At 64.6% G+C, this 19,676-nt stretch carries 10 protein-coding genes and 1 pseudogene; 7 read left to right on the top strand and 4 right to left on the bottom strand.

The window, feature by feature from the left end; all coding sequences use genetic code 11:
* Positions 1 to 6 precede the first annotated feature (6 nt).
* Both ABEA67_RS19445 and ABEA67_RS09205 read left to right on the top strand, forming a co-directional pair.
* Positions 7 to 450 (top strand): annotated as a pseudogene (locus ABEA67_RS19445) (TniQ family protein); the annotation flags it as partial.
* Between the two features lie 288 nt (positions 451 to 738).
* The gene (locus ABEA67_RS09205; RefSeq protein WP_345464203.1) at positions 739 to 1,875 is read left to right on the top strand and encodes a hypothetical protein; all 1,137 of its coding nucleotides are present in this window, start codon (positions 739 to 741) and stop codon (positions 1,873 to 1,875) included.
* Here ABEA67_RS09205 and ABEA67_RS09200 read toward each other — a convergent pair.
* Positions 1,823 to 3,643 (bottom strand): TniQ family protein, encoded by a 1,821-nt coding sequence (locus tag ABEA67_RS09200; RefSeq protein ID WP_345464200.1) that lies wholly within the window; start codon positions 3,641 to 3,643, stop codon positions 1,823 to 1,825. The genes ABEA67_RS09205 and ABEA67_RS09200 overlap by 53 nt on opposite strands.
* A 144-nt stretch (positions 3,644 to 3,787) precedes the next feature.
* Positions 3,788 to 4,084: a helix-turn-helix domain-containing protein gene (locus ABEA67_RS09195; protein WP_345464197.1), complete on the bottom strand. Its 297-nt coding sequence runs from the start codon at positions 4,082 to 4,084 to the stop codon at positions 3,788 to 3,790.
* Between the two features lie 206 nt (positions 4,085 to 4,290).
* Here ABEA67_RS09195 and ABEA67_RS09190 point away from each other — a divergent pair, with 206 nt between their 5' ends.
* Together ABEA67_RS09190 and ABEA67_RS09185 are read left to right on the top strand one after the other, a co-directional pair.
* Positions 4,291 to 4,833, top strand: a complete 543-nt coding sequence (locus ABEA67_RS09190; protein WP_345464194.1) for a hypothetical protein — start codon at positions 4,291 to 4,293, stop codon at positions 4,831 to 4,833.
* A gap of 172 nt (positions 4,834 to 5,005) precedes the next feature.
* The gene (locus ABEA67_RS09185) at positions 5,006 to 5,791 is read left to right on the top strand and encodes a DUF2726 domain-containing protein (RefSeq protein ID WP_345464191.1); all 786 of its coding nucleotides are present in this window, start codon (positions 5,006 to 5,008) and stop codon (positions 5,789 to 5,791) included.
* A gap of 1,128 nt (positions 5,792 to 6,919) precedes the next feature.
* On the opposite strand, the gene ABEA67_RS09180 is transcribed toward ABEA67_RS09185, so the two are convergent.
* Together ABEA67_RS09180 and ABEA67_RS09175 are read right to left on the bottom strand one after the other, a co-directional pair.
* Positions 6,920 to 7,792, bottom strand: a complete 873-nt coding sequence (locus ABEA67_RS09180) for an HNH endonuclease (protein ID WP_345464188.1) — start codon at positions 7,790 to 7,792, stop codon at positions 6,920 to 6,922.
* Between the two features lie 34 nt (positions 7,793 to 7,826).
* Positions 7,827 to 8,126, bottom strand: a complete 300-nt coding sequence (locus ABEA67_RS09175; protein ID WP_345464185.1) for a hypothetical protein — start codon at positions 8,124 to 8,126, stop codon at positions 7,827 to 7,829.
* A gap of 610 nt (positions 8,127 to 8,736) precedes the next feature.
* Between ABEA67_RS09175 and ABEA67_RS09170 the strand changes: the two genes are divergently transcribed.
* The 3 genes from ABEA67_RS09170 to ABEA67_RS09160 are packed head-to-tail and all read left to right on the top strand — an operon-like array spanning position 8,737 to position 19,587.
* On the top strand, positions 8,737 to 11,865 hold the full coding sequence (locus tag ABEA67_RS09170) for a hypothetical protein (RefSeq protein ID WP_345464182.1): 3,129 nt from the start codon (positions 8,737 to 8,739) through the stop codon (positions 11,863 to 11,865).
* A 49-nt stretch (positions 11,866 to 11,914) separates the two neighbouring features.
* Positions 11,915 to 18,346 (top strand): DEAD/DEAH box helicase, encoded by a 6,432-nt coding sequence (locus ABEA67_RS09165; RefSeq protein ID WP_345464179.1) that lies wholly within the window; start codon positions 11,915 to 11,917, stop codon positions 18,344 to 18,346.
* Complete coding sequence (locus tag ABEA67_RS09160; protein WP_345464177.1) at positions 18,307 to 19,587, top strand: RecB family exonuclease; 1,281 nt, start codon at positions 18,307 to 18,309, stop codon at positions 19,585 to 19,587. Before ABEA67_RS09165 ends, ABEA67_RS09160 begins: the two co-directional genes overlap by 40 nt.
* Positions 19,588 to 19,676 lie beyond the last annotated feature (89 nt).

The following is a 19,676-nucleotide window of genomic DNA, read 5'->3' as shown; positions in this document are numbered from 1 at the left end:
CACCATATGTCGAGTCCGCGCCAGCTCTCCATGGGTATCTTACCGGCAGGAGGCGAGTCCTTCACGAGCTTCATCATTCGCTTCGCGGCTCATCTCCAGGTGCCGGTCTCTACGCTCCTACACGCGACTGGCTTCATCAAGGAACCGCGGTCGGGTAGTATTGTTCCCCGAGACCTGATCCTTGAGAGTGAGCCTTCGGTCCGCAATTTCGCTTACTCGACCCGCTTGGGTGAGGCAGAAGTCTCTCGTCTTTTTCTCGACAGTCTAAACGGTATTGCCCTAGACCTGAGCCGCATCGACAGTCGAAGTCATAATAGTTTACGTTCCGCAGTCATGCAGGAGTGGTGTTACTTCGGCAGCTCCCACGTTTGCCCCTTATGCATAAAAGAAGATGGTGGAGTGTGGCAATTGCGATGGAAGCTGCCCTGGTCCTTCTCCTGCACTAGACATGGCGTCATGCTTATCGACCTTTGTCCAAATTGCAATATTCGCCCAAGTCGTTACGTGCATCGCGGGCCGGGGCACATATACTCTTTAGATGTTCCAGATCCTCTGGAATGTGGCAACCACATTAGAGACGAAAGATTTAGAAACACGGCGTCTGGTAATAACATATGCCACCAACTTCTTCCCCTCGTCGATACACGATCGATAGAGGAGTGGCCCTCAATATTAGAGGCTCAGAAATACGTAGATGGCGCACTAATAGGAAAGACGCCATTGATAGCGGGTCAAGAGGTGTCCAGCTTCGACTACTTCAGAGCATTGAGGACCGTGGCGTCCCTCCTTCGGTTTGCCGGACGCCCGGAAGACGCCGATGGTCTACCATCATTTATACAAGAGAAATTCATCGATCTGATGACCAGCCGGGATGGTATTCTGGCCTTGAACGCACGTGATGGCACGAAGTTGACGCGGCACCTTGAAGCTAGAACAAGAGCCCCGAGCAGCTCGTTCCTTATGGCCTCACTGGTGGTCAAAGCACAAAATATGATACACACCGAAACATACGGGGAACTTGAACATCGGCTTTCGGATCTCTTCTCTTACGCACATAAGAGAACGAGCAGGATGATCAATTATACGGAGGGCTCCCCATACGTCTTGCAAGCATTTCTGAATTGGCGGTCTGTGGGCATGTCCCCAGGCAGAATGAACTTGAGGACGAGGATCACGGGCAAGGAAGGAACACCCTATACCTTTACCGAAGACCACGTCCCACAGCTCTTGTGGCAATCGGACTATGACGAGCTGTTCCTCGACCTACTGTCACCATTCCTCAACACCAATTCCGATTCCGTCATGGGCCGCCGCATGTGCTCAATGGCCCTCATCAGAATCAATTTCAATTGTACATGGGGAGAAGCGGCACAGAAATTGGATTTACCCGTCACTCGGACGACGACCGTGAATCCCACGATGACCTCTCTAGGAGAAGCTGGTCTGTCGGAGGAGTTCGAGAACAGATTGCGTCGACTGGCCGCGAAATTATCAAACGATTCAAACAAAATTGATTACGGTAACAGAAGAAGACTCTTGTCGAATTTCAACACGGTTCCATATGAGGATTGGCAAGAAATACGTGATAAGTTTCGCGTGCAAAACCTGCTACCGAACAGTCGCTCAAGACCAGCGGCCGTCTGGGTATGGTGTCAGGCGACGGGTGGAGAATACCTGCTTTCCCCGGCTCTGAATCAGGGCAACAGAACCTACCAGCGCCAAAACTATAAACTCTTCCTTCGAAATGCGCTCCCGCGCATAGAAGAGGCGCTGCTCGACTACAAAGCCCGTTTATTAGCGGGGCAAACGCATTTTAGACCACTCACGACATATGAAGCTCAAGGAGCCCCAATTTATTACGAGCGTAGTCCATAAGCGTCGGTCTGAGCGGGTCGATATAGTTGGCACAGAAGAGTCGATACATCTCACGTCTCGCCAACGCCCGATCACTTCCCATGCCGGGAGCCAGCCGGTAGTCCCCCTCAGTCAGACGACTCCAGAGCCAGACGGAGGCAAATCTGACCTTACCCCCACGTTTCCCCATCGGGACATCGGCGGCCCGACATATTCCCATCCAGTCAGAGTGTTCGATCTCCTCGAAGTCCCGAAGCAGCCGTCGACGTTCCTGATAGTCGCAGTGATGGATGCCCCGATTCAGTTCGGTCAGTAGATCGTTCATCTGCGATTCGAATTGCGGAACTTGAAAACGACTGCTCAGCAGCGTACTACATTTGTTCGCCAGTCCCATGGCTTGCTCGACCGGAAGTTGAAGATGACGTGCCGCATCTCCCCAGGAGTGTCCGCCGCTCGCCTTGACCAGGGCCATCGAGCAGAAACGGCGGGCGTAGTCCTCGTGGACCCCAGGTAGGAGCCGTGCAAATCTGAAGGTGAAAACCTGCCCCCACAACAATTGTGGAATATGGCGCACCTGAAAGTTTGGGGCACTAGGTTCTCTGCTTACGAATACGCGACGTAAACCCCTATGCAGGCCTGACTCCCGAGGGAGACAATGCTTAAAGGACAGTAGGAAACGGGGTGTGAAGGAGAAGAAGGTGGGCAATCTCCGGACGTATTTGTACCCTCCGCACCTCTCTGCCGCCCGCTCCACGAGAAGGCACAGGTTCTCCGGGGGTGCCTCGGTCCCCAACTCGTGGAGGATCGAGAGCGCCGCCGGAACGAGGGCGGCCATCAGGGCAGCACTGGTAGGGGCACCAGCATACACGTGGGTGTGTGCCCCCCTCGCTCTCTCACCGATCCTTCGACCGGCGTGGGCGAGGCGGTGAGCCCGTTCGTCAAGAACGTGTAGAAACGCGTCCCTCGAAACGGGGGGGACAGAGCCGAGGTCGGCGAGTTCCGCCGCATAGAGAAGGAGAGCACACAGGGAGCGCATCTCTTTGAAGAAGTTCTTCGCCGACGGACCGCCGGGGAGGACCCGAGTCGCCCCGGAGAGGAGCCGCCACACCTCGTGCTGCGCCTGAAGGAGTACCGGCCAGTCGGTCAACGGGTCACAGTGGATGCCCGTCAGAGAACCCCCACAGGGGCCGGCAGCCCTGCCGGTCGCGGCCTCGCCCGGTGGCCTGGCGTTCAGACAGCGGTAGAGCGAAGGCCCCTGGGTGGTGAAGAGGGGCCGACTCCCTCCATCCTGACGGGCTGCCCCTATACGACGCCGGCAGGATGGACAGGTATCGACCAGTAGACATCCATGTCGTGGACAGGCGAATGACCAGGGCAATTTCCAGGCGAGTTGCCAGACACCCTGGTCCTCGAGCAGACACTCGGGGCAGAGGTGGGTGCCCGAGAAGTAGGCCCACTCCCGTGAGGCGACCCTGTGGATGGAGGCGGCGTCCGCAGCGTCGATCCCGCTCAGATCTATGGCCCCGCCGTCGTAACGACTCAGGAGGAGGGCGGCGACCTCCGCGTCCTCCAGCCGTGTCGCCCGGGCGAACGCCCCGAGTCGCCGAGGGGAAAGGACGACGCCATATCCCGCATTGAGAGCCCTGACTTCCTCGGCGTCAATGACCCCCGTTCGGAAGAGCGTCGTCAGGACGGGGACCTGAAGGTCGAACGAGAGTCGGGAGACGTAACTCGAAAAGCTCTCGCCCTGCCGAGGTGCGATGCAGATCGAGAGCGGTCTGACACTCATCAGGAGAACCTCCGGCGGAAGTCGCGACTCTGCACCCTACTGCTTACCGGGCGTCTGGATTTCGAGCCGTATTCCCTCTCACTTCGACGACGCTCAGCCGCACGAGCGTACACAGCCTCGATCCGAACGACGATGCCGGCGTCTTCAACTCTCGACCTTGAACCGCAGCCGGTCCGTCATGACTAGGAGCCAATCGGTGCTGACCCCCAGCGCCCGCGCGAAGGCTGCCACTTCCCAGTCGTAGGCACCGCGGACACCAGCCTCAATCTTCCCGATGGTCGCCACCGTCACCTCCAATCCGGTCACCTCCTCCACGGCGTCGCTGAGTTGCTGCATGGTCCAAGGGGGGGTATGGCGGTGTCGTGCCAGATATAGGCGCTCGCCCACGATGTTGCGTTGCCCCGTCATGCGCTCCAGTCCCCGCTGCCGCCGCTTCGTCACGTCGTGACGTTACGGAGCCTGGCAGTACAACTCTACTCCTGATAGGAGTATAATTCTCTTGGCAAGAGAATCAATATGTGTGGCTCTCGCCGAGCCGAGCGCGCCCTGTCGATGCGCTACGCTGACCAAAATACATATCGGTGAGGGCAGGCCGTACACGACCCAGACATGCAGGCAACCCACCGGGACGAGGAGACCCAGTGTTCGTGTCGCTGTCCCCCATCCCAACCGTTCCCGATCTGCCCCACGCCCTCGCACACGCCCTACTCACCGTCCACGACAGCGGGGTGGCCGATCTCGTGGACCTGGAGTTCGCCACCGGCCTGTGGCGCCGGGCCCACCTCGCCCCGCACCTGCTGCGGCTGGGCGAACGCCTACCCGGCCGCTGGACGGCGACCCTCTTCCTGCGAACTGACCGCCACGGCCGTCTGCGTGAGCAGCTTCACGTCGTCAATCTTCAGGAACCGGTCGAGGGCACCTCGCCCTTCACCTGGAGTGCGCTCGGGAGACCTGTGGAACTGGACCGGGACACGGGAAGGGTGAGCCTGCGAATCATTCCGAAGCCTCCCCGTGTCAGGCCCTTCCTGGTGACCGCACGCGCCACTCCGGACACCATGAACTGGTTGACGGGGGCCGAACTGAGTCACCTGCGAGGGGGTCTCGAAGGAGAACGTCTCCTCGTGGAGGAGGTCTCCTCAAGCGGGCTCCGAGAACCCTTCCGCCACGTCTCCGGAGAGCCGTGCACATGAGGAGCCGGGAAGACGGTCTGCAGACGGGCGGAAATTCGGTCCACCACCCCCCATCCCACAACGAGAGGGCGTCATGCCTCGCTCCACGGAAAGTTTCGGCATGACGACGCCTCCTGTAAAAGGTTCGCGGTTCCGACCCGCCCAAGAACCTGCTGCTCAAGACGAGTTGATCATGCATGCTCCTGGACCTCGTGCCGTGCATCCGTCCGTCCGCTATGCCGAACTCCAGCCGCCGGAGCGTCAACTGCTCCTGGCGCTGGAGGCCCAGGGTGGAGAGACTACTCGGGAAGCGCTGACCGACATGGTGAGTGGGACGCCCGAGGACGTCCTGGCCTGTCTCGTACGGCTGACGGGCCTCGGCTTGGTCCACGGAACGCCCACGGGGTGGCGTCTGCAGGAGGCGGTACGGAGGCGCGTCCAGCAAGACCTGAGCATGGCGGTGCAGGCCCGTATGGTGACTTCATACCCGAGCAGGTTGCGCACCGCACCCGGTTTGATGGGCGAGCGCGTGCTGCGATATGTGTGCCGCGAGCTGTTCACGCCGCATAACGTCGCCGCCCAAGTGCCGCTGCGCCGGGTCCTTGACGTGCAGGTCATGAACACCCTGCTCGACGAGGGCGACCGGACCTTCCTCGCCAGTGGGAGCGCTCACCTCGACGTGGTCATCGAACACCATGAGACTGAAGAACCCCTGCTGGCATTGGAACTCGACGGTCCTCAGCACGAACGCAGCCCCCAGCAGGGGCGCGACGTCCGCAAGGATCGCATTCTGCGGGTCGCCGGGTTGCCGCTGCTGCGGCTGTGGACGGATGAGCGTCGACCCCCGTCCGCAGGCCTGTTGCGGGCCTACCTGAGCTGGCGGTTGCGCGAGGCCCTGCGGGACCGGAGCTTCCGGGAGGCCGTCTCTCAGGCTCTCTATAGCGTTCTGGACCGGTCGAACGGCGAGGTGCGGGCGTGAAACTCAACCCCACACGTCGGTACGCGACCCGGAAATGCACGGTGAGCGCGTGATGCTGCAGCCTCCACTCAGCCGCGCCCATCGCCGCATACTCGGCTTGATCGCTCCTGTCGGCATCGAGGGGGACTACCATCCTCTACGACGTCTGGTCTTCGCGCCCGGATGCCGTGCGGCGACGTATGCCCACTTGGAGACGGCGGGCGTGGCCCGCGGCGGACTCCTGATCGGCTATACCCGGACTGGAACCGTGCACGTCCACATGATCCTTCCAGCCGGGTACGTCGGTCTCCTGCCGGCTGGTGATCCGCTCGCGGTAGACGCGTCGTACGTGCTCGGGGTCGTGGACGCAGCGCGGCTGAGTTCAGGAGAGCCGCTGGATTGGGTGGGCTCCTGGGTCATGCGTGCGGACGGGCGGGCAGTGTCGGAGACAGCGGATTATGAAGTATGGCGGCGGGCGCGGCGGCGCGCGCTGGTGTCCTCGGAGGTAGCGCTCGTCACTGTAGGGCAGGACCCGGAACGCCTCATTGCCCGGGCCTACGTTGAGGACGAGGGGGCCCCTATGCCTCTGGAGGTGGTCTGGGAGCACGGGTGGGAGGGCGAGCGTGCCTGGGGCCCGGGCTGAGCATCGCTAACCGATCGGGTGCTCCAAACATTCCCACGACAACTACCCTCGCTCCTATGCTCAAAGAGAACGTGCAGGTGAGCAGAAACCTCAAGCTGTAACCCCTAATCCACCTGCCGGTCCGGCGCCTGTCGGCAGATCCTGTCGAGCCCATGGAGCAGGTGCTCGCGCAGCCGACGTCTGCGGTCAAGCGGTCGTCAAGGACTACGAGACGTAGGGGCCGCTGCTCGCCCTGGAACTCGACGTTCCCCCGCACGGGCGCGGTCCCCAGAGTGGACGGCCATGCGCGAGGACTGCACCCTGCGTGGGCAGGACCTTCCCTGCCGTAGATGTGGACCGACGAGCGTGAGCTACCTGCGGCGAGGTTGCTGCGGACGTGCTCGTCATGGCGGCTGCGGACGGTCTCGCAGACCCTGGGCTTCCGGAGAGCGACCCCTCGGCACTGCTCGGCGACGCGGAGCGGCAGTGGACGTGTCACTCGGGCGGTTCTCCAGCGTCCCCTCGCATCAGCGCCGGAACACCCGGCTACGATGCCAAGCCAGGGCGTCGGGATCAGGCCAGGCACGTGGATCGGCCGGCAGCAGCAGCGCCATGCCGGTCTCCAGACGCAGGTGGCCGCCTTGACCGTCGAGCGTGAGCGTCTCGAGGACAGAGGAGACCTCCAGCCGCACCTGTCCGCCCTCATAGCCGAACGCGACGAGGCCCTCGTCGAACAGGCGGTGCACTCCCGCAGAGAGTGCCAGACCGTTACGGACGTGATCGCCGCCGGCGGCGGCCACAGGCCGCAAGTGCGCCGCGTCCAACAAGGCCCGCGCCTCGCTCGCCGGGGCGGCGAACCCCGTGACGGCGCAGCGGAACGCGTACGCCGACAGGACTTGGCCTCGGAAGCCCCGGTCGCGCACGCTGCGGCGCACCAGTTCCACGGTCCGCTCACTTGACATCCCACTCATGTCGGACGTCATCAGCAGGCCACCGGAGGTCAGGATTCCCGCGGCCTCCATCAGCGTCGCGGGTCGCACGGATTGTCCCTGCAGCACGCTACCCCATCTCCGCCTCGGGGCGACCTGAAGGCGTACCTCGAACGGCCTGCCCGTCGCGTCCGTCAACGGGCAAGGGCGTGGGAGCGGTACGAGCTTCCCGTCGTACCGCACTTCGTACTGTCCATCCGTCCTCGGAACCGGGGCGCCGGCGAGCATCCCCCAAGCGACGTACTCCTGCCGCCCGCCACCACGGCGAGGTTCGTAGATCAGGGCGAGCATCGGCTCGCCACGGGTGAGCGGCTCGAAGCGCGGAAGGTAGGAACGCGGGAAGACGTAGGTCTCGTCCGTGTCGCCGTAGGGGTTGTCCTCCCGGCGGGAGCTCAGGATCAGGACGTCCATCCGCGTCCTCAGCAGGCGCCGCAGGTCACGGCGCTCATTCCCCTACGGAGACGCTGTGCAACTCCTGCTCGTCCTCGTCCACGACGACGAGCAGGAAACGGTCGTCGCCGATCGGCACGCCGGCTTCCCCGTCGGTGATCAGGAGGCGTTGCCCTCCGGGCAACTCCGCGGTGAGCTGACCCATTCCTCCACCGGTCCCCTCCTCGTGGAACGTCAGGCCGGCGGTCAGCCCGCTCCAGGTAGCCGCACCGAGGCGGCGCGCGAGTTCGTCGAGCGCCTCGCCGTCCGTGGCGTAGGCGCTCCGGAGGATTTCCCTGCAGAGGGCCTCGGGCACCCGACCATAGTACGTCGTCCGTGCCGCAGATGCGGCACGGAACCGTTCAACCGTGCGCTAGCCTGGCAGGAGATGGCGCTCGTCCTTTACGATCCACAGCGAGGTCCCGGTGATGCGGGAGGCGAATCGGCTGATCGAAGGCCGTCGCTGTCGGATGGTCGGAGACGTGCAGGCTTACGCCTCGGCTGGGGTCTAGGGATCGGAGACGACCCGCGTCACGGTGTAGTACGGGGGCGAGGAACGCGTCCAGTTCCTCACCCTCGTGCGCCGGAGTGCCGCGACGAACGTCGACCGCCGGGTCCTGGTCCTGTAGGCACCATTGCGCAGCGGGACGAGCATCATGGATCACCGGCACGATCCAGTACCTGGTCGGTGGACGCGGGGCACATTGACGTGCTCGCCGCAGACGATGTCTGTCCAGGTGAGGCTACCGAGAGGGAGATGGTGCACTCCACTTGAACGAGGTCCTCCCAGCCCGCCTGCGGGCGGGCCCTCGACCTGCTCGGGAAGCAGAGGTCCCGCTGGAATACATGCCGCCTCACGCCCGTACCGACCGACATTTCGGAACGATTTTTCGACGTGATGACCCGAATAACCGAATGAGGAGCCGATGACGAAGACGACAGAACCAGAGGGCATGAAGGACTGGCGGTCATGGTCCTACTCGGATTGGAATTCGAAGCTGATCAACTACTACTTCACCGTGCGAGAAGGGGAGTCGTCTTCACCGGTGGAGCAGCTCCCGGCGACACCGCACGAACTGGTCGCGGTGACCGGCGATCTGGAGGCACCGCCCGACGAGGTGGTCAATCGCTTCGTGTCCGTGTTGAAAAAACAGCTTCCGGCCTTCCGGATCAGCTTCTGTGGCTTCTGCACGGAGGACAGGGGCTGGAAGACGGATTCCGACAGGCCTCCACACTTTTTCGCGATGTTGTGGCTGACATGTCTGGTGGCCTACGGTTACCCCGACGGCCACCCCGGGAATTTCCACGAGCGGATGTTCGACGTCTTCGAGAGGCAGCAACATCTCGAATGCCTGCCCGAGCTATGGCTGGACCTCCAGAAGTGGACGTCGAACAGGGCTTCCGCAGACCATGTCGCGAAGCGCTTCAGACGTCTCGTGCTCCCACCGCGGGACAACTTCCGCACGGTCATCGGAGCGTCCTGGTTCCTCGCCTTCCCCCACGACCACGACAGATCCAAGCTCCGCCAACTGCTTGAGGATCACGACCTCGTGGGAGAGGAGCCGCCTCTCCGACGAGTCGTCAAGCTCCTCGCCGACGCCAGATACACGTTCAGCGGTTCGTTCGGACAGGACCTGGACAACTTCGTCCAGCAGTTCGTCACGACGGACAAGGACGTGCGCAACAGCGCGTTCTGGAGAGCGGTCCGGCAGGAAGCCCTCGCAGCCTATGGGGGCGGGAGGAACCCGCGGGCACAGGAGCCGAATGCCGGCTTGATGGCCTACTACAACGAGGACGACGACCTTCTGGTGCCATATGTGGCCTGTGCCGAGGATGCGACGCTCCCGGCCGTCTTCTCGAAGACGGCGTTGGGCTTTAGCCACAACGGCTTCTCGTGTCTCGTGTTGCGGTCCCCCGACCAGGGTGCGCTGTCGGTCGAGCAGGCCGTCGCGGCGGCGGTCGAGGGCACGCTGCCGATCCCCCGAGCTTCTTTGCATTACCGCCGGGGCGTCATGATCTTCAAGCTCGCGACTGCCGGAGAGTACGAACTCGTGGGCGGCCTGAACGCGGACCGAGCCGACATGGCGCTGGTCCGGAACGACCTCGCGGCCACCTTCGTCGAACACTACGGCGGGACGGCCGAGCCCGCCTATTTCGAAGGGTGGCGACAGATCGGCGGCTGCAGAGTCCGCATCGCTCCGGACGCCCCGAGGGGGCTGGAGGGGATCCCGCACCTTCAGGCCACGATGGCCTCGCCGACGGTCCGGATCGTGGGCGGCATCCGGGGAGACGACGGCTTCGTGGCGCTTCCCGGACTGCTTCCCCGCGTGCGCTTCGACGGGGCGACGCGTGTCGAAATCCGTGACCCGGCGGGCCGAGTCGTCCCCGCCGCACGCGCCGCCGACTCACCCGACGAGTGGCTGCTCCCCGACCACCTGGTCGCCGAAGCACCGGGCCGCTTTTCCGCCCTCGTCCATTGGCCTTCGACCGACGGAGCGGAACATACGAGCACCTGCGAATTCACCCTCGGCAACCGCCAGGTGAGGCACGACTACAAAAGCCTCGGCGCAGGCGTCTACGTCTCGGAAGGCCCTGCGGGCGACATGGCACAATTGACGAGGGACGACGAGATTCCCTCTTGGATCGCCGGCGACCCCCTCGACGCCTCGGACGACGGTACACGTCGTCCGGACGAGATCGAATCGCTGCCGGACGTCGTGTACCTCGCTCCACGTCTGGGGGACATGAACCGTAAGAAGACCGCCGAGCACGACTGGCTGGTCCTCGGGGACCCCCGGAGACCGTCCCTGCTCCTGTTCGTCGGCGATCCGCGATCGCCCGCCCCCCGCGAGCCACGGAAAAGCCCTCACTCCAAGGACCGCAGCATCTGGCGGAAAGCCGTACACAGAAGCCGGAGGGTCGAAGTCAGGGTTGAGGACGGTCGAATCGAATCCTTGGACGGACATCCCGAAGTGCGTGCCGTACTGTCCGCGCTCAAGACCCGGGATCTCGACCACGCAGACCAGGCGGACGCGTCGATAGCCGGGCTGGACGACAGCCTTACGACCACGCCATGGGTCGGCGTCGCACCCTCGCCCCGCACGTCGGAGCTGGTCGACGCCCTCGCCGCACTCGCCTGCAGACGAAGCGGTATGCGGTTGAGCACGACCGTGGACCTGTTCGGCCGAGCGACCGGCCTGAGCCGTTTCGACCGGAGCGACACGCTGTACGAACTACTGAGAAGTTGGGTGGAAGCGGGTACCCTGGACGTCGTCCACGCGCGAGGGCAACCGGTGTCGTACGTCATGGCGAGACGACCGGGATTCGTTACGTACCGCGTCGGCAGCCGCTTCCGCGCCGCCCTGATCGGCCTGCTGCCCTCGCTCAGCGTGTCGGAACTGGAGCGCCACGCGCGGCGGCGAGGAGCACTCGTGGAGACACGTCACGGCGCGAACGTATGGCAACCGCCCGTCGTGCAGATCGAAGTCGACGATCTCGCCGTCCTCCGCGAACTGACACGGGAATTCGAACTCGCACCGTCCAGATGGTTCGAAGCGCCCTTCAAGCGTACACCGCACGCGACGCCAGCGGTCCAAGCCACCCGATCCGGCTCCGATCCGGCCTACGTGCGCGAGAAAGTCTGGGACTGGAAGTCGTCACGGTTTCTCAAGGCCTCTTCCGGAACGCCATCCGCCGGGATTCATGTCGAGATGCGGCGGCACCCACGACGGTGCCCGGTCTACGTGATCCGTCAGGACGGTCAGGACGTGGCGTGGTCGGAGCTGAGGAACGTGGCGCTGATCCGTGCCTACCACTTGAAGTACGGCGATCTCCCATTCTCCGACGATCCTAGCGAACCCGTAGTGCGCACTTGGGCCGACGGCATCTACCTGCCCGTCCATTTCGGCCGCTTGTGCGCCGTTCTCGGTGCTGGCCTCTCCGGACCGAGCATCGACGCTTCCGGCAAGGTCCTCTCCTACGCCTACCCCCTCTTCGGCGGATACCGCGAAACCCTGTCGGAGTACCTCAACCCCACCGAGACCCTCGTCCACTGACGCCCCGAACCGCCTTTCCCTAACCACGCTCGTTCCGGAGGAGACTTTCGTGCAAGATCCCATCGGCAGCTTCGTCAGAATTCGGGAACTCTACATCAGCTACCTGGACACCGCCTTCCGCATCGGCGATTCCAGCGTCGCGGCGGAACGTCGGCGGCTGCTGCGGGCGCCTGGGACCCTGTGCACCGAGCCGCTCGTGGAACCTCTCCCCCGCTACCAGTCGTCGGCTCTGACGTTCCGTGACCTCCTCGGGCCGCTTCCCGCCGACGAGGACCCGCTGCACGGCGCATCCACCACGCAGCGGAAAGCTTTCGTGGAACTCGCCCTGGCAGGGCTGTTCCCCTCGGAGCCCGTGGACGGTCCCGAGGCCTCGCCGCTGACGCGAGAGGCGAAGTTCAAACCCTACTTCCACCAAGTGGCGATGCTGGCCAAGGGTGCGAAGCCTGGGAAGCCCGGAATCGTCACGTCGGGCACCGGCTCCGGCAAGACGGAATCGTTCCTGCTGCCCGTGTTCGCGGCGCTCGCCGCCGAAGCCGGGAGCTGGCCGGCCCCCGAGGCGGGCTACTTGGAGCGCCGCTGGTGGAACGACCCTCTCACTGGACGGCCTTACGGCAAGGAGGAAGACGGGCGCTTCACGCCTTCGTACACGAGGATCCCGATCGAAAGGAGGCCGACGGAAGCCGCCCCCAGGCGGACCCCGTTCGTCCCACACCGGGTGGGCGAGACACGCGAGGCCGCCGTGCGGGCCCTGATCCTCTACCCGATGAACGCGCTCGTGGAAGACCAGATGGTCCGCCTGCGGAAAGCACTCGATTCGAAAGAAGCGAGGGACGTCATGGACCGCGAGTTCGCGGGAAACAGGATCTTCTTCGGGCGGTACACCGGCAAGAGCCCGGTGACCGGCCACGAGGACAACCCGGCCTTCCGCGAAATACTGGATATGGCATCGGACGACGACCGCTTGGACGGCACCGTTCCGTCGGTGGGTGGAGACGTCACCCCGAAACAGATCAGGGACGGCGAAATCCAGCGGCGCCAACGTAAGCAGCAGGAGCTGTTCGAGACGATGGTCGAAGCGGAAGCCGGCCAACACGAGGCTCGGGCCCACGTCTGGAACAAGACTGCGGCACCCGGAGGTCGGTTCGACCCGGCACGAGCGGCCTCCGCCTTCGGGGACGATTCGCCGTTCATGTTCCCCTCCACGGACGGCAACGAACTCATCTCCCGTTGGGACATGCAGCGGACCCCACCGGACCTGCTGATCACCAACGTCAGCATGCTCAGTGCGATGCTGTCCCGCGAGGTCGACGACGGCATCTTCACGAAGACACGCGAATGGCTGAAACGCCCCGACGCCTACTTCTACCTCGTGCTGGACGAGTTGCACCTCCAGCGAGGGTCCGCTGGGACCGAGGTCGCCTATCTGCTGAGGCTCCTCTTGGAGCGGCTGGGCCTGACGGAGGAAGGACAGCGGCACAAGCTGCGCATCCTGGCCTCCAGCGCCTCTCTCCCGACCACGCCCGGCGACGACGAGGCGAGCATCGACTACCTGTGGGACATGTTCGGGCGATTCGGGACGGCCGACGCCACTATGCCCGAAGACGAAGTGCGTGCTTCGTGGCGTGACGCCATCGTCCCGGGAAGGGAAGTCCCCTATGCGGTTCGGCACGACGCCGACCGTCTTCTGGACTCTCGGCCCTTCGTCCGACTTCTCGATCTTGCGATCGCGAACCGTACCCACGGCTCCGGAGACGAACCCGTCTCGGCGGACGACCCTTCCGAAGACGTCCGGTCGGAAGCGGCGTGGCTTGAGGTGGCGGCGGAATTGGACGTGCCCACCCAGGGCCGATCGCCGAAAGACGTGATCGGCGACACGGTCCGGGCTGCGGCGGCACGTATCGCGGCCGCCTGTTGGAACGACGACGAAGGGCGCTCCCGGGCCGTCACCGCCAGGCGGCTCGCCTGGAAGGTGTTCGGGGACCTGCGGGCCGCCCACGCCATGCCGGAGGATCTTCCTTACGAGTCCGCCCTGCACGCCGTCCGTGCCCTGTTGTTCGTGCGGGGCTGCGGCGACGGCCTGGAAGCTTTTTTGGGCGGCCGTGTCGCGGACGCCCCGTCGTTCAGAGTGCACACGTTCTTCCGGAGCATTGAAGGACTGTATGCTCCCGCCTGGAAGAACGCGGGGTTCGCGCCGGAGGAGGCGGACGCGGACCGGAAGGCCGAAGTCGGACGTCTCAGCATCGAGCGCGAAAGCCGGAAGCGTTTCGACGTGGGCGATGGCGGCGAGCCGCGTATGCTCCGGCAGTTCGAAGTGTTGTACTGCGAATGTTGCGGCGAACTGTTCCTCGGTGGGATGCGGTCCCGCGGCTCCACCAGGTCCACCTCCACGGAGCTCCTGCCTCACGAGCCGCTCCTCGACGGGCTCCCCGACACGGCGGCTTCGCAACGGTTCGAGGAACTGTCTTACGAACAGTACGCCGTGTTCTGGCCTGCTCCGAGCGACACGAAGCCCGAGAGCGGCACGATGTCCAGGGCGACCGCCACCTGGAATCCGGCACGCCTGAACCGGGAAACGGGGGTCGTCACCTTACAAGAGAGCGCGGCCCGGGCCCGGACCCGTAGCACCTCCGCGGAGGGTGCCTCACGCGATGAAACGATCACCGGCTTCCTGTTCGAACGTCCTACGGGGAGAGATCGACACGGCCGGGAAGCTGATGACCCCGAGACCCACGTGCCGTACGCCTGTCCGAAGTGTGGTACCGATTACGCGCCGCGCCGGAAGGGAACGGGTCGGCTGTCGCCCATACGTAACTTTCGCGCAGGCTTCGGCAAAACGACCCAGTTGTTGGCTACGGAGCTGTTCGACGCCCAACGCGTCGCCGAGGCGGAACACGACGCGAAACTGGTGTCGTTCTCCGACAGCCGGCAAGACGCGGCACGTGCAGCGTTGGACATCGAGCGCAACCATCACCAGGACCTCAGGCGCGAAATCTTGGCGATCTGCCTGCGAGAACAGGCGGCCGGCCGCCCGTCGGCGGAAGAGCTCACGGCCGAGATCGCACGGGTGGAGGAGGAGATCGCGGAAGCCGCGCTGCACAAACGGTACGGCGAGCTCGGGAGCTTGGGCGAAAGACTCACGTCGCTGCAGCGACGACTCGCGGAGAACGATGACCCGTCCATCGCGTTCGCCGACATCGTAGACGGACCTGAAGTCTCCGCTTCCAAGGGAGCGATCGAAGTCCGTCCACTGATCGCCACGATGGTGAAACGCGGGGTCCACCCTTACGACGACGCGGGTATAGACAGGCCCGGAGGGGCTACGGACAACGCCGACGTCCGCAAGTTCCAGTGGGACGCCCTGTTCGAGTTGCGAGGCGAGGACGAGAAGGTGTTCTGGAAGGCCGACGCGAGTGCGAACGGGGCTCTGTCGTCGGCCCGGAGAACCGTGGTCCACCGTTTCCTGACGACCATGACCGACGTCATCTTCAGCAAGACGTACTTCTCCTTCGAGGAAGCCGGCCTCGGCTACGTGACGGTGCGGCTGGACAATATCCCCGAACCCCGGCGGACGGAACGTCGGCGGCAGGAACTCGCGGCGCTCCTGCGCGTCCTGACCGACGCCTACCGCTACCGGCCGTCGAAGTACGAAAAGAATGACGAGCCGATGGCGGGTATCGGCGCACGAGGCACCGTGAAGGGGAAGATTCTGGCCTACGCTCAAGCCGTCTGGGGCGAGGAGAATGCGGAGGCGCAGATCGAACTCGCCCTCGCCGATCTCGGACACGCGGGCCACCCGAACGGGATCGTCGACGTCTACATGATCCACTTCCGACTGCCCGAGCCGACGGACGACTTCTGGCGGTGCGCCCGCTGTGCGAGGGTCCACCTTCACCGGGGTGCGGACGTGTGCACGCGCTGCTTCGCGAAACTACCGAAAGCTCCGGAGGGCAGGATCGTCAATCTGCGGGCGACCAGCTTCCTCGGGCGACGGGTGGACCGGGCCCTCGCACACTGGGCCGACGAATCCGCCGACGTTGAGCCGTTCTTTCGTCTGCATTGCGAGGAGTTGACGGGACAGACGGAGGATCCGGCCCGGCGTCAGCGGGAGTTCAAGGGGATATTCGTTCCTTCGACCACCGACGACGGACGAACGGCCGAAGAGGGTCGGCTTCATGAGCGCAAGGCCACCATCGACCTGCTCGCCGTGACGACGACAATGGAGGTCGGCATCGACATCGGTCCTCTACAGGCCGTGATGCAGGCCAACATGCCGCCGCAACGGTTCAACTACCAGCAGCGGGTCGGACGCGCCGGCCGCCGCGGTCAGGCGTTCTCCATGGCGCTCACGGTCTGCCGGACGAAGAGCCACGATCTCCATTACTTCCGTAATCCCGAAAAAATGACCGGGGACGTCCCGCCTCCCCCTGTGCTGACGAAGAGCATGCCGTCGATCGCCCAGCGATTCCTTCGAAAGAAGTGGCTCGTCGACGCGTTCGCACGACTGCGTGCGGAAGACCGTGCAAGGCCGCTGCACCTGTATCCCGGGGACGTCATGTCCCCCCCCGACATCCACGGCGAATTCCTACCGGTGGAGGAGTTCCTGAACCCGGCCGGCGACTGGAAGACGAGACTGCGCGGTGCCCTCGCGGCCACCCGGCCGGACGCGGAGAAGTTCGCGCTCGTCCTGGGGAGCGACAGCAGAACGACCGTCACGCCTCCGAACGTGGATCGGCTCATGAAAGAGTTGGAGACCAAGTTGTCGTCCGGCATCGCTCCGGGCCTCGCCCAATCCATCGCGGAACTCGGCCTCCTTCCGATGTACGGTATGCCGACCCGCGTTCGGAACCTGTACTTGGGAACCAGTCGGCACGGTGGTCGCCAAGTCCTCGACAAGATCGATCGCGACCTCGACGTTGCCATCTACGAGTTCGCGCCTGGAGCCAAGCTGGTGAAGGACAAGTTCGAGCACGTGGGAGTCGGGTTCACGCCCGCCTTCGAATTGCCCGCATACACCAGGTCCGGACGGACACCGGACGCCCAAGTGTTCCAGGACAGCGCCTTCGGGGAAAAGTTCCATCTGGCCCAATGCCCGGTCTGCAGCGCCTGGGCCCGAATCGAGGCTGGGAGCGAGTCCTCCGAGAGCACGTGTGGGGCGTGCGGTGCGTCGCTGGGAGCGAGCAGCAGGCACGAGTGCGTCGTTCCCAACGGCTTCAGGACCGACTTCCGAAAACAGGCACGGGACGACGAGGGGACGGGTGGCGCCCGTCACCGCACGGTCCAGGCCGAGGGCCGTCCGATCGAGCTGAAGGATCACGAAGTCAAGCGGTCCGACGAGCAGGCGAGCGTCGTGCGCCTGAGTCTGGCGTTCGACGACCAGGCGCGTACCTACCGACTCAACCGGGGTGGGACGCACGCCGACGGGGCGCACGGATTCGTCACCCGCCGCGGTCATCAGCTCCTCCGGACGGGCAGCACGAATGTCCGGCTGCCCGCGCAGGAGATCGTCGACCTGCCCGGTGCACAGCCCCAGAATTTCGAAGCGGAGCCGGTCGACCACGGTCCGTTCTGGCTCGCCGCACCGAAAACCACCGACTCCCTCTACCTCGCGCCGGCAGCACTCCATCCCGCCCTGTCCCTCGGCCGTCTCCCGGTGCGGACGGAAGATTCGGATCCCGAGCGCCAGTCCAGGTGGCAGGGCGTCCGAGCGGCCGCCCTCTCGGCGACTTTCATGGTCGTGGGGCGCGCGGCATTGGAACTGGACATCGCGCCGGAAGAGCTCGCCGTGCTCGAACCACGTCGCTTCGGACCCGAAGGTATGCGTCCGCTCCTGCAGATCACGGACGAGCTCGTCAACGGGGCCGGCTTCTGCCGCATCCTCAGCGAGCCCGAGTCCGCAGGCGCCCCACCGCGGATCATGAGCTACATCCAGTCCATGCTGTCGGACGGGCACGAGTATCCGCGCACGCCGTTCCTTGACCCGGAGCACGCCGACTGCACGACCGCCTGTTACCGGTGCCTGCTGCGGTACGGAAATCAGCACTATCACGGTCTGTTGGATTGGCGTCTGGGCCTGACGTACTTGCGGACCCTGGTTGATCCGACCTTCGCGTGCGGCCTCGATGGGGACTTCGGCGCGCCCGGACTGACGGACTTCACGCCGTTCGCCCTCCGTCTGTCGCAGGAGATGGCAGAACGTTTCGGCGGCGAGGTGAAGTCGTTCGCGGAGGGTCGAGTGCCCGCCTTCCGCGTCAAGACGAAAGGACAGAAACTGTCGCCGTGGGTGCTCGTGGCGCACCCCCTGTGGGACTGGGACGGCGGGCGTGATCTGGTGCCCGGCACGATTCTCGCTCAGGCGGACGAGGAGGCCGCCGAAGATTCCGGTGGTACCACGCTCTGTTGGGATACGTTCAACTTAGAGAGGCGCCAGGTACAGGTGCGGGAATGGATCAAGAACCAGATGCTCGGGGGAGGCCTGGAATGACCACCCCAGGGCGGGGGCGGCTGCCGCTCCTGCCCCCTGCCTTGACGGCCGTCCCCGCACCTCCCACATTCAGTCCTTCCACGTTCGCCGCGCTCGTCCGCTGCCCCCTCTCGCAGGTGCACGGTCTTAAGGGGACGGAACTGCTCGCCCCCGACGCGGCCGCAATTTTCGGAACGATCCTGCACGAGACCGTAACCCGTCTCAGTTGGGGTTTTCCTACAGGAGTGACCGAGGACGCCGCGGCACTGGCGGAGTTCGACCGGGTGGTGGCGGAGACGGAAGCCTCCGTACAGCGGGAATGGCCGGGCGCGGGACTCGTCCCGCTCCGCACCGCCGTCGGCCGCACGGTATGGCGGAGGGGACGCGCCCGGCTGCTGAAGTGGGCCGGTGAAGCGGAAGCGGCCGGTACCCGCGCGGGGGGTCGTGGCGCGTCCTCCCCGGCCGACGTCCGGCATCCTTCGGCACTCGTCGCGACGCGCGAGATTCCATACGGTCGGGAGCAGTCGGTACGCGTGCCGTCACTTAGATTGTCGGGACGTCCCGATCTCATCGAACGCGGCACCGACGTCGTCCACGTCACGGACTTGAAGTCCGGCGCCGTGACCGACGAGGACGGCGACATCCGGTCCGCTCACGTGGACCAGCTCCGTCTGTATGCGCTGATGCTGGAGGAGATCGAACCTGGAGTTCGTGTCAGGCTTTGGCTCCACGGCGCCGAACGGGTGGAGGTGCCTTGGACCGACCGCGACCGCGCGGAACTTCGAGAACGTCTGGGCCACCTGGTCGATCTCCTGCCGAGAGGCGGGTCCGTCCGTGCGGAGGCGCTCGCGAAACCCGGTCGCCACTGCCGGGCCTGCCGGATCCGGCATCGCTGTCCCGGCTACCGGAAGGAAGCCCCGGTCTGGTGGCGAGCGACGTCGTCGCTCCATCCCGTCGCTCCGTTCGACATTTGGGGGACACCTGTCGCTCCAGACGGACCGACGCCCGGTACGGGCCGCTTCGCGCTGAGGGACGCCGCAGGACGCTCGGTGCTCGTCGCCGGCGTTCCCGAGGCCCTCGCGGGTTCGCTGGAGCGAGGGGAGAGCATCTGGTTCTTCGGGCTCCAACCCGCCGAGACGCTGCCTCTGCACGGTGAGTACAATCATCCGCGCAACTTCCGTCTCGCCGAAAGTGAGAAGCGGGGAGGGACGGGAACTTCCGCCGTGTTTCGAGGGCTGCCGGTGTCGGAGGAGCACGTCTGATCGTCGCCGCTTCTCCGAGAGGGCCGTATGCGTCAAGCAGAGGTCCACGATGCCCGTGGACCCCTGTGCTCAACCGCCCACCGGGACCA

This window comes from Deinococcus carri, from assembly GCF_039545055.1.
GTDB classification, from domain to species: domain Bacteria; phylum Deinococcota; class Deinococci; order Deinococcales; family Deinococcaceae; genus Deinococcus; species Deinococcus carri.
Note: the sequence above shows the minus strand (reverse complement) of the source record. Positions and strands in the feature narration are given on the sequence as shown.

Coding starts and splice junctions, on each gene's coding strand:
- ABEA67_RS09200 (WP_345464200.1), bottom strand. CDS start 3,643: ATGAGTGTCAGACCGCTCTCGATCTGCATCGCACCTCGGCAGGGCGAG.
- ABEA67_RS09185 (WP_345464191.1), top strand. CDS start 5,006: ATGCATGCTCCTGGACCTCGTGCCGTGCATCCGTCCGTCCGCTATGCC.
- ABEA67_RS09180 (WP_345464188.1), bottom strand. CDS start 7,792: ATGGACGTCCTGATCCTGAGCTCCCGCCGGGAGGACAACCCCTACGGC.
- ABEA67_RS09170 (WP_345464182.1), top strand. CDS start 8,737: ATGACGAAGACGACAGAACCAGAGGGCATGAAGGACTGGCGGTCATGG.
- ABEA67_RS09160 (WP_345464177.1), top strand. CDS start 18,307: ATGGATCAAGAACCAGATGCTCGGGGGAGGCCTGGAATGACCACCCCA.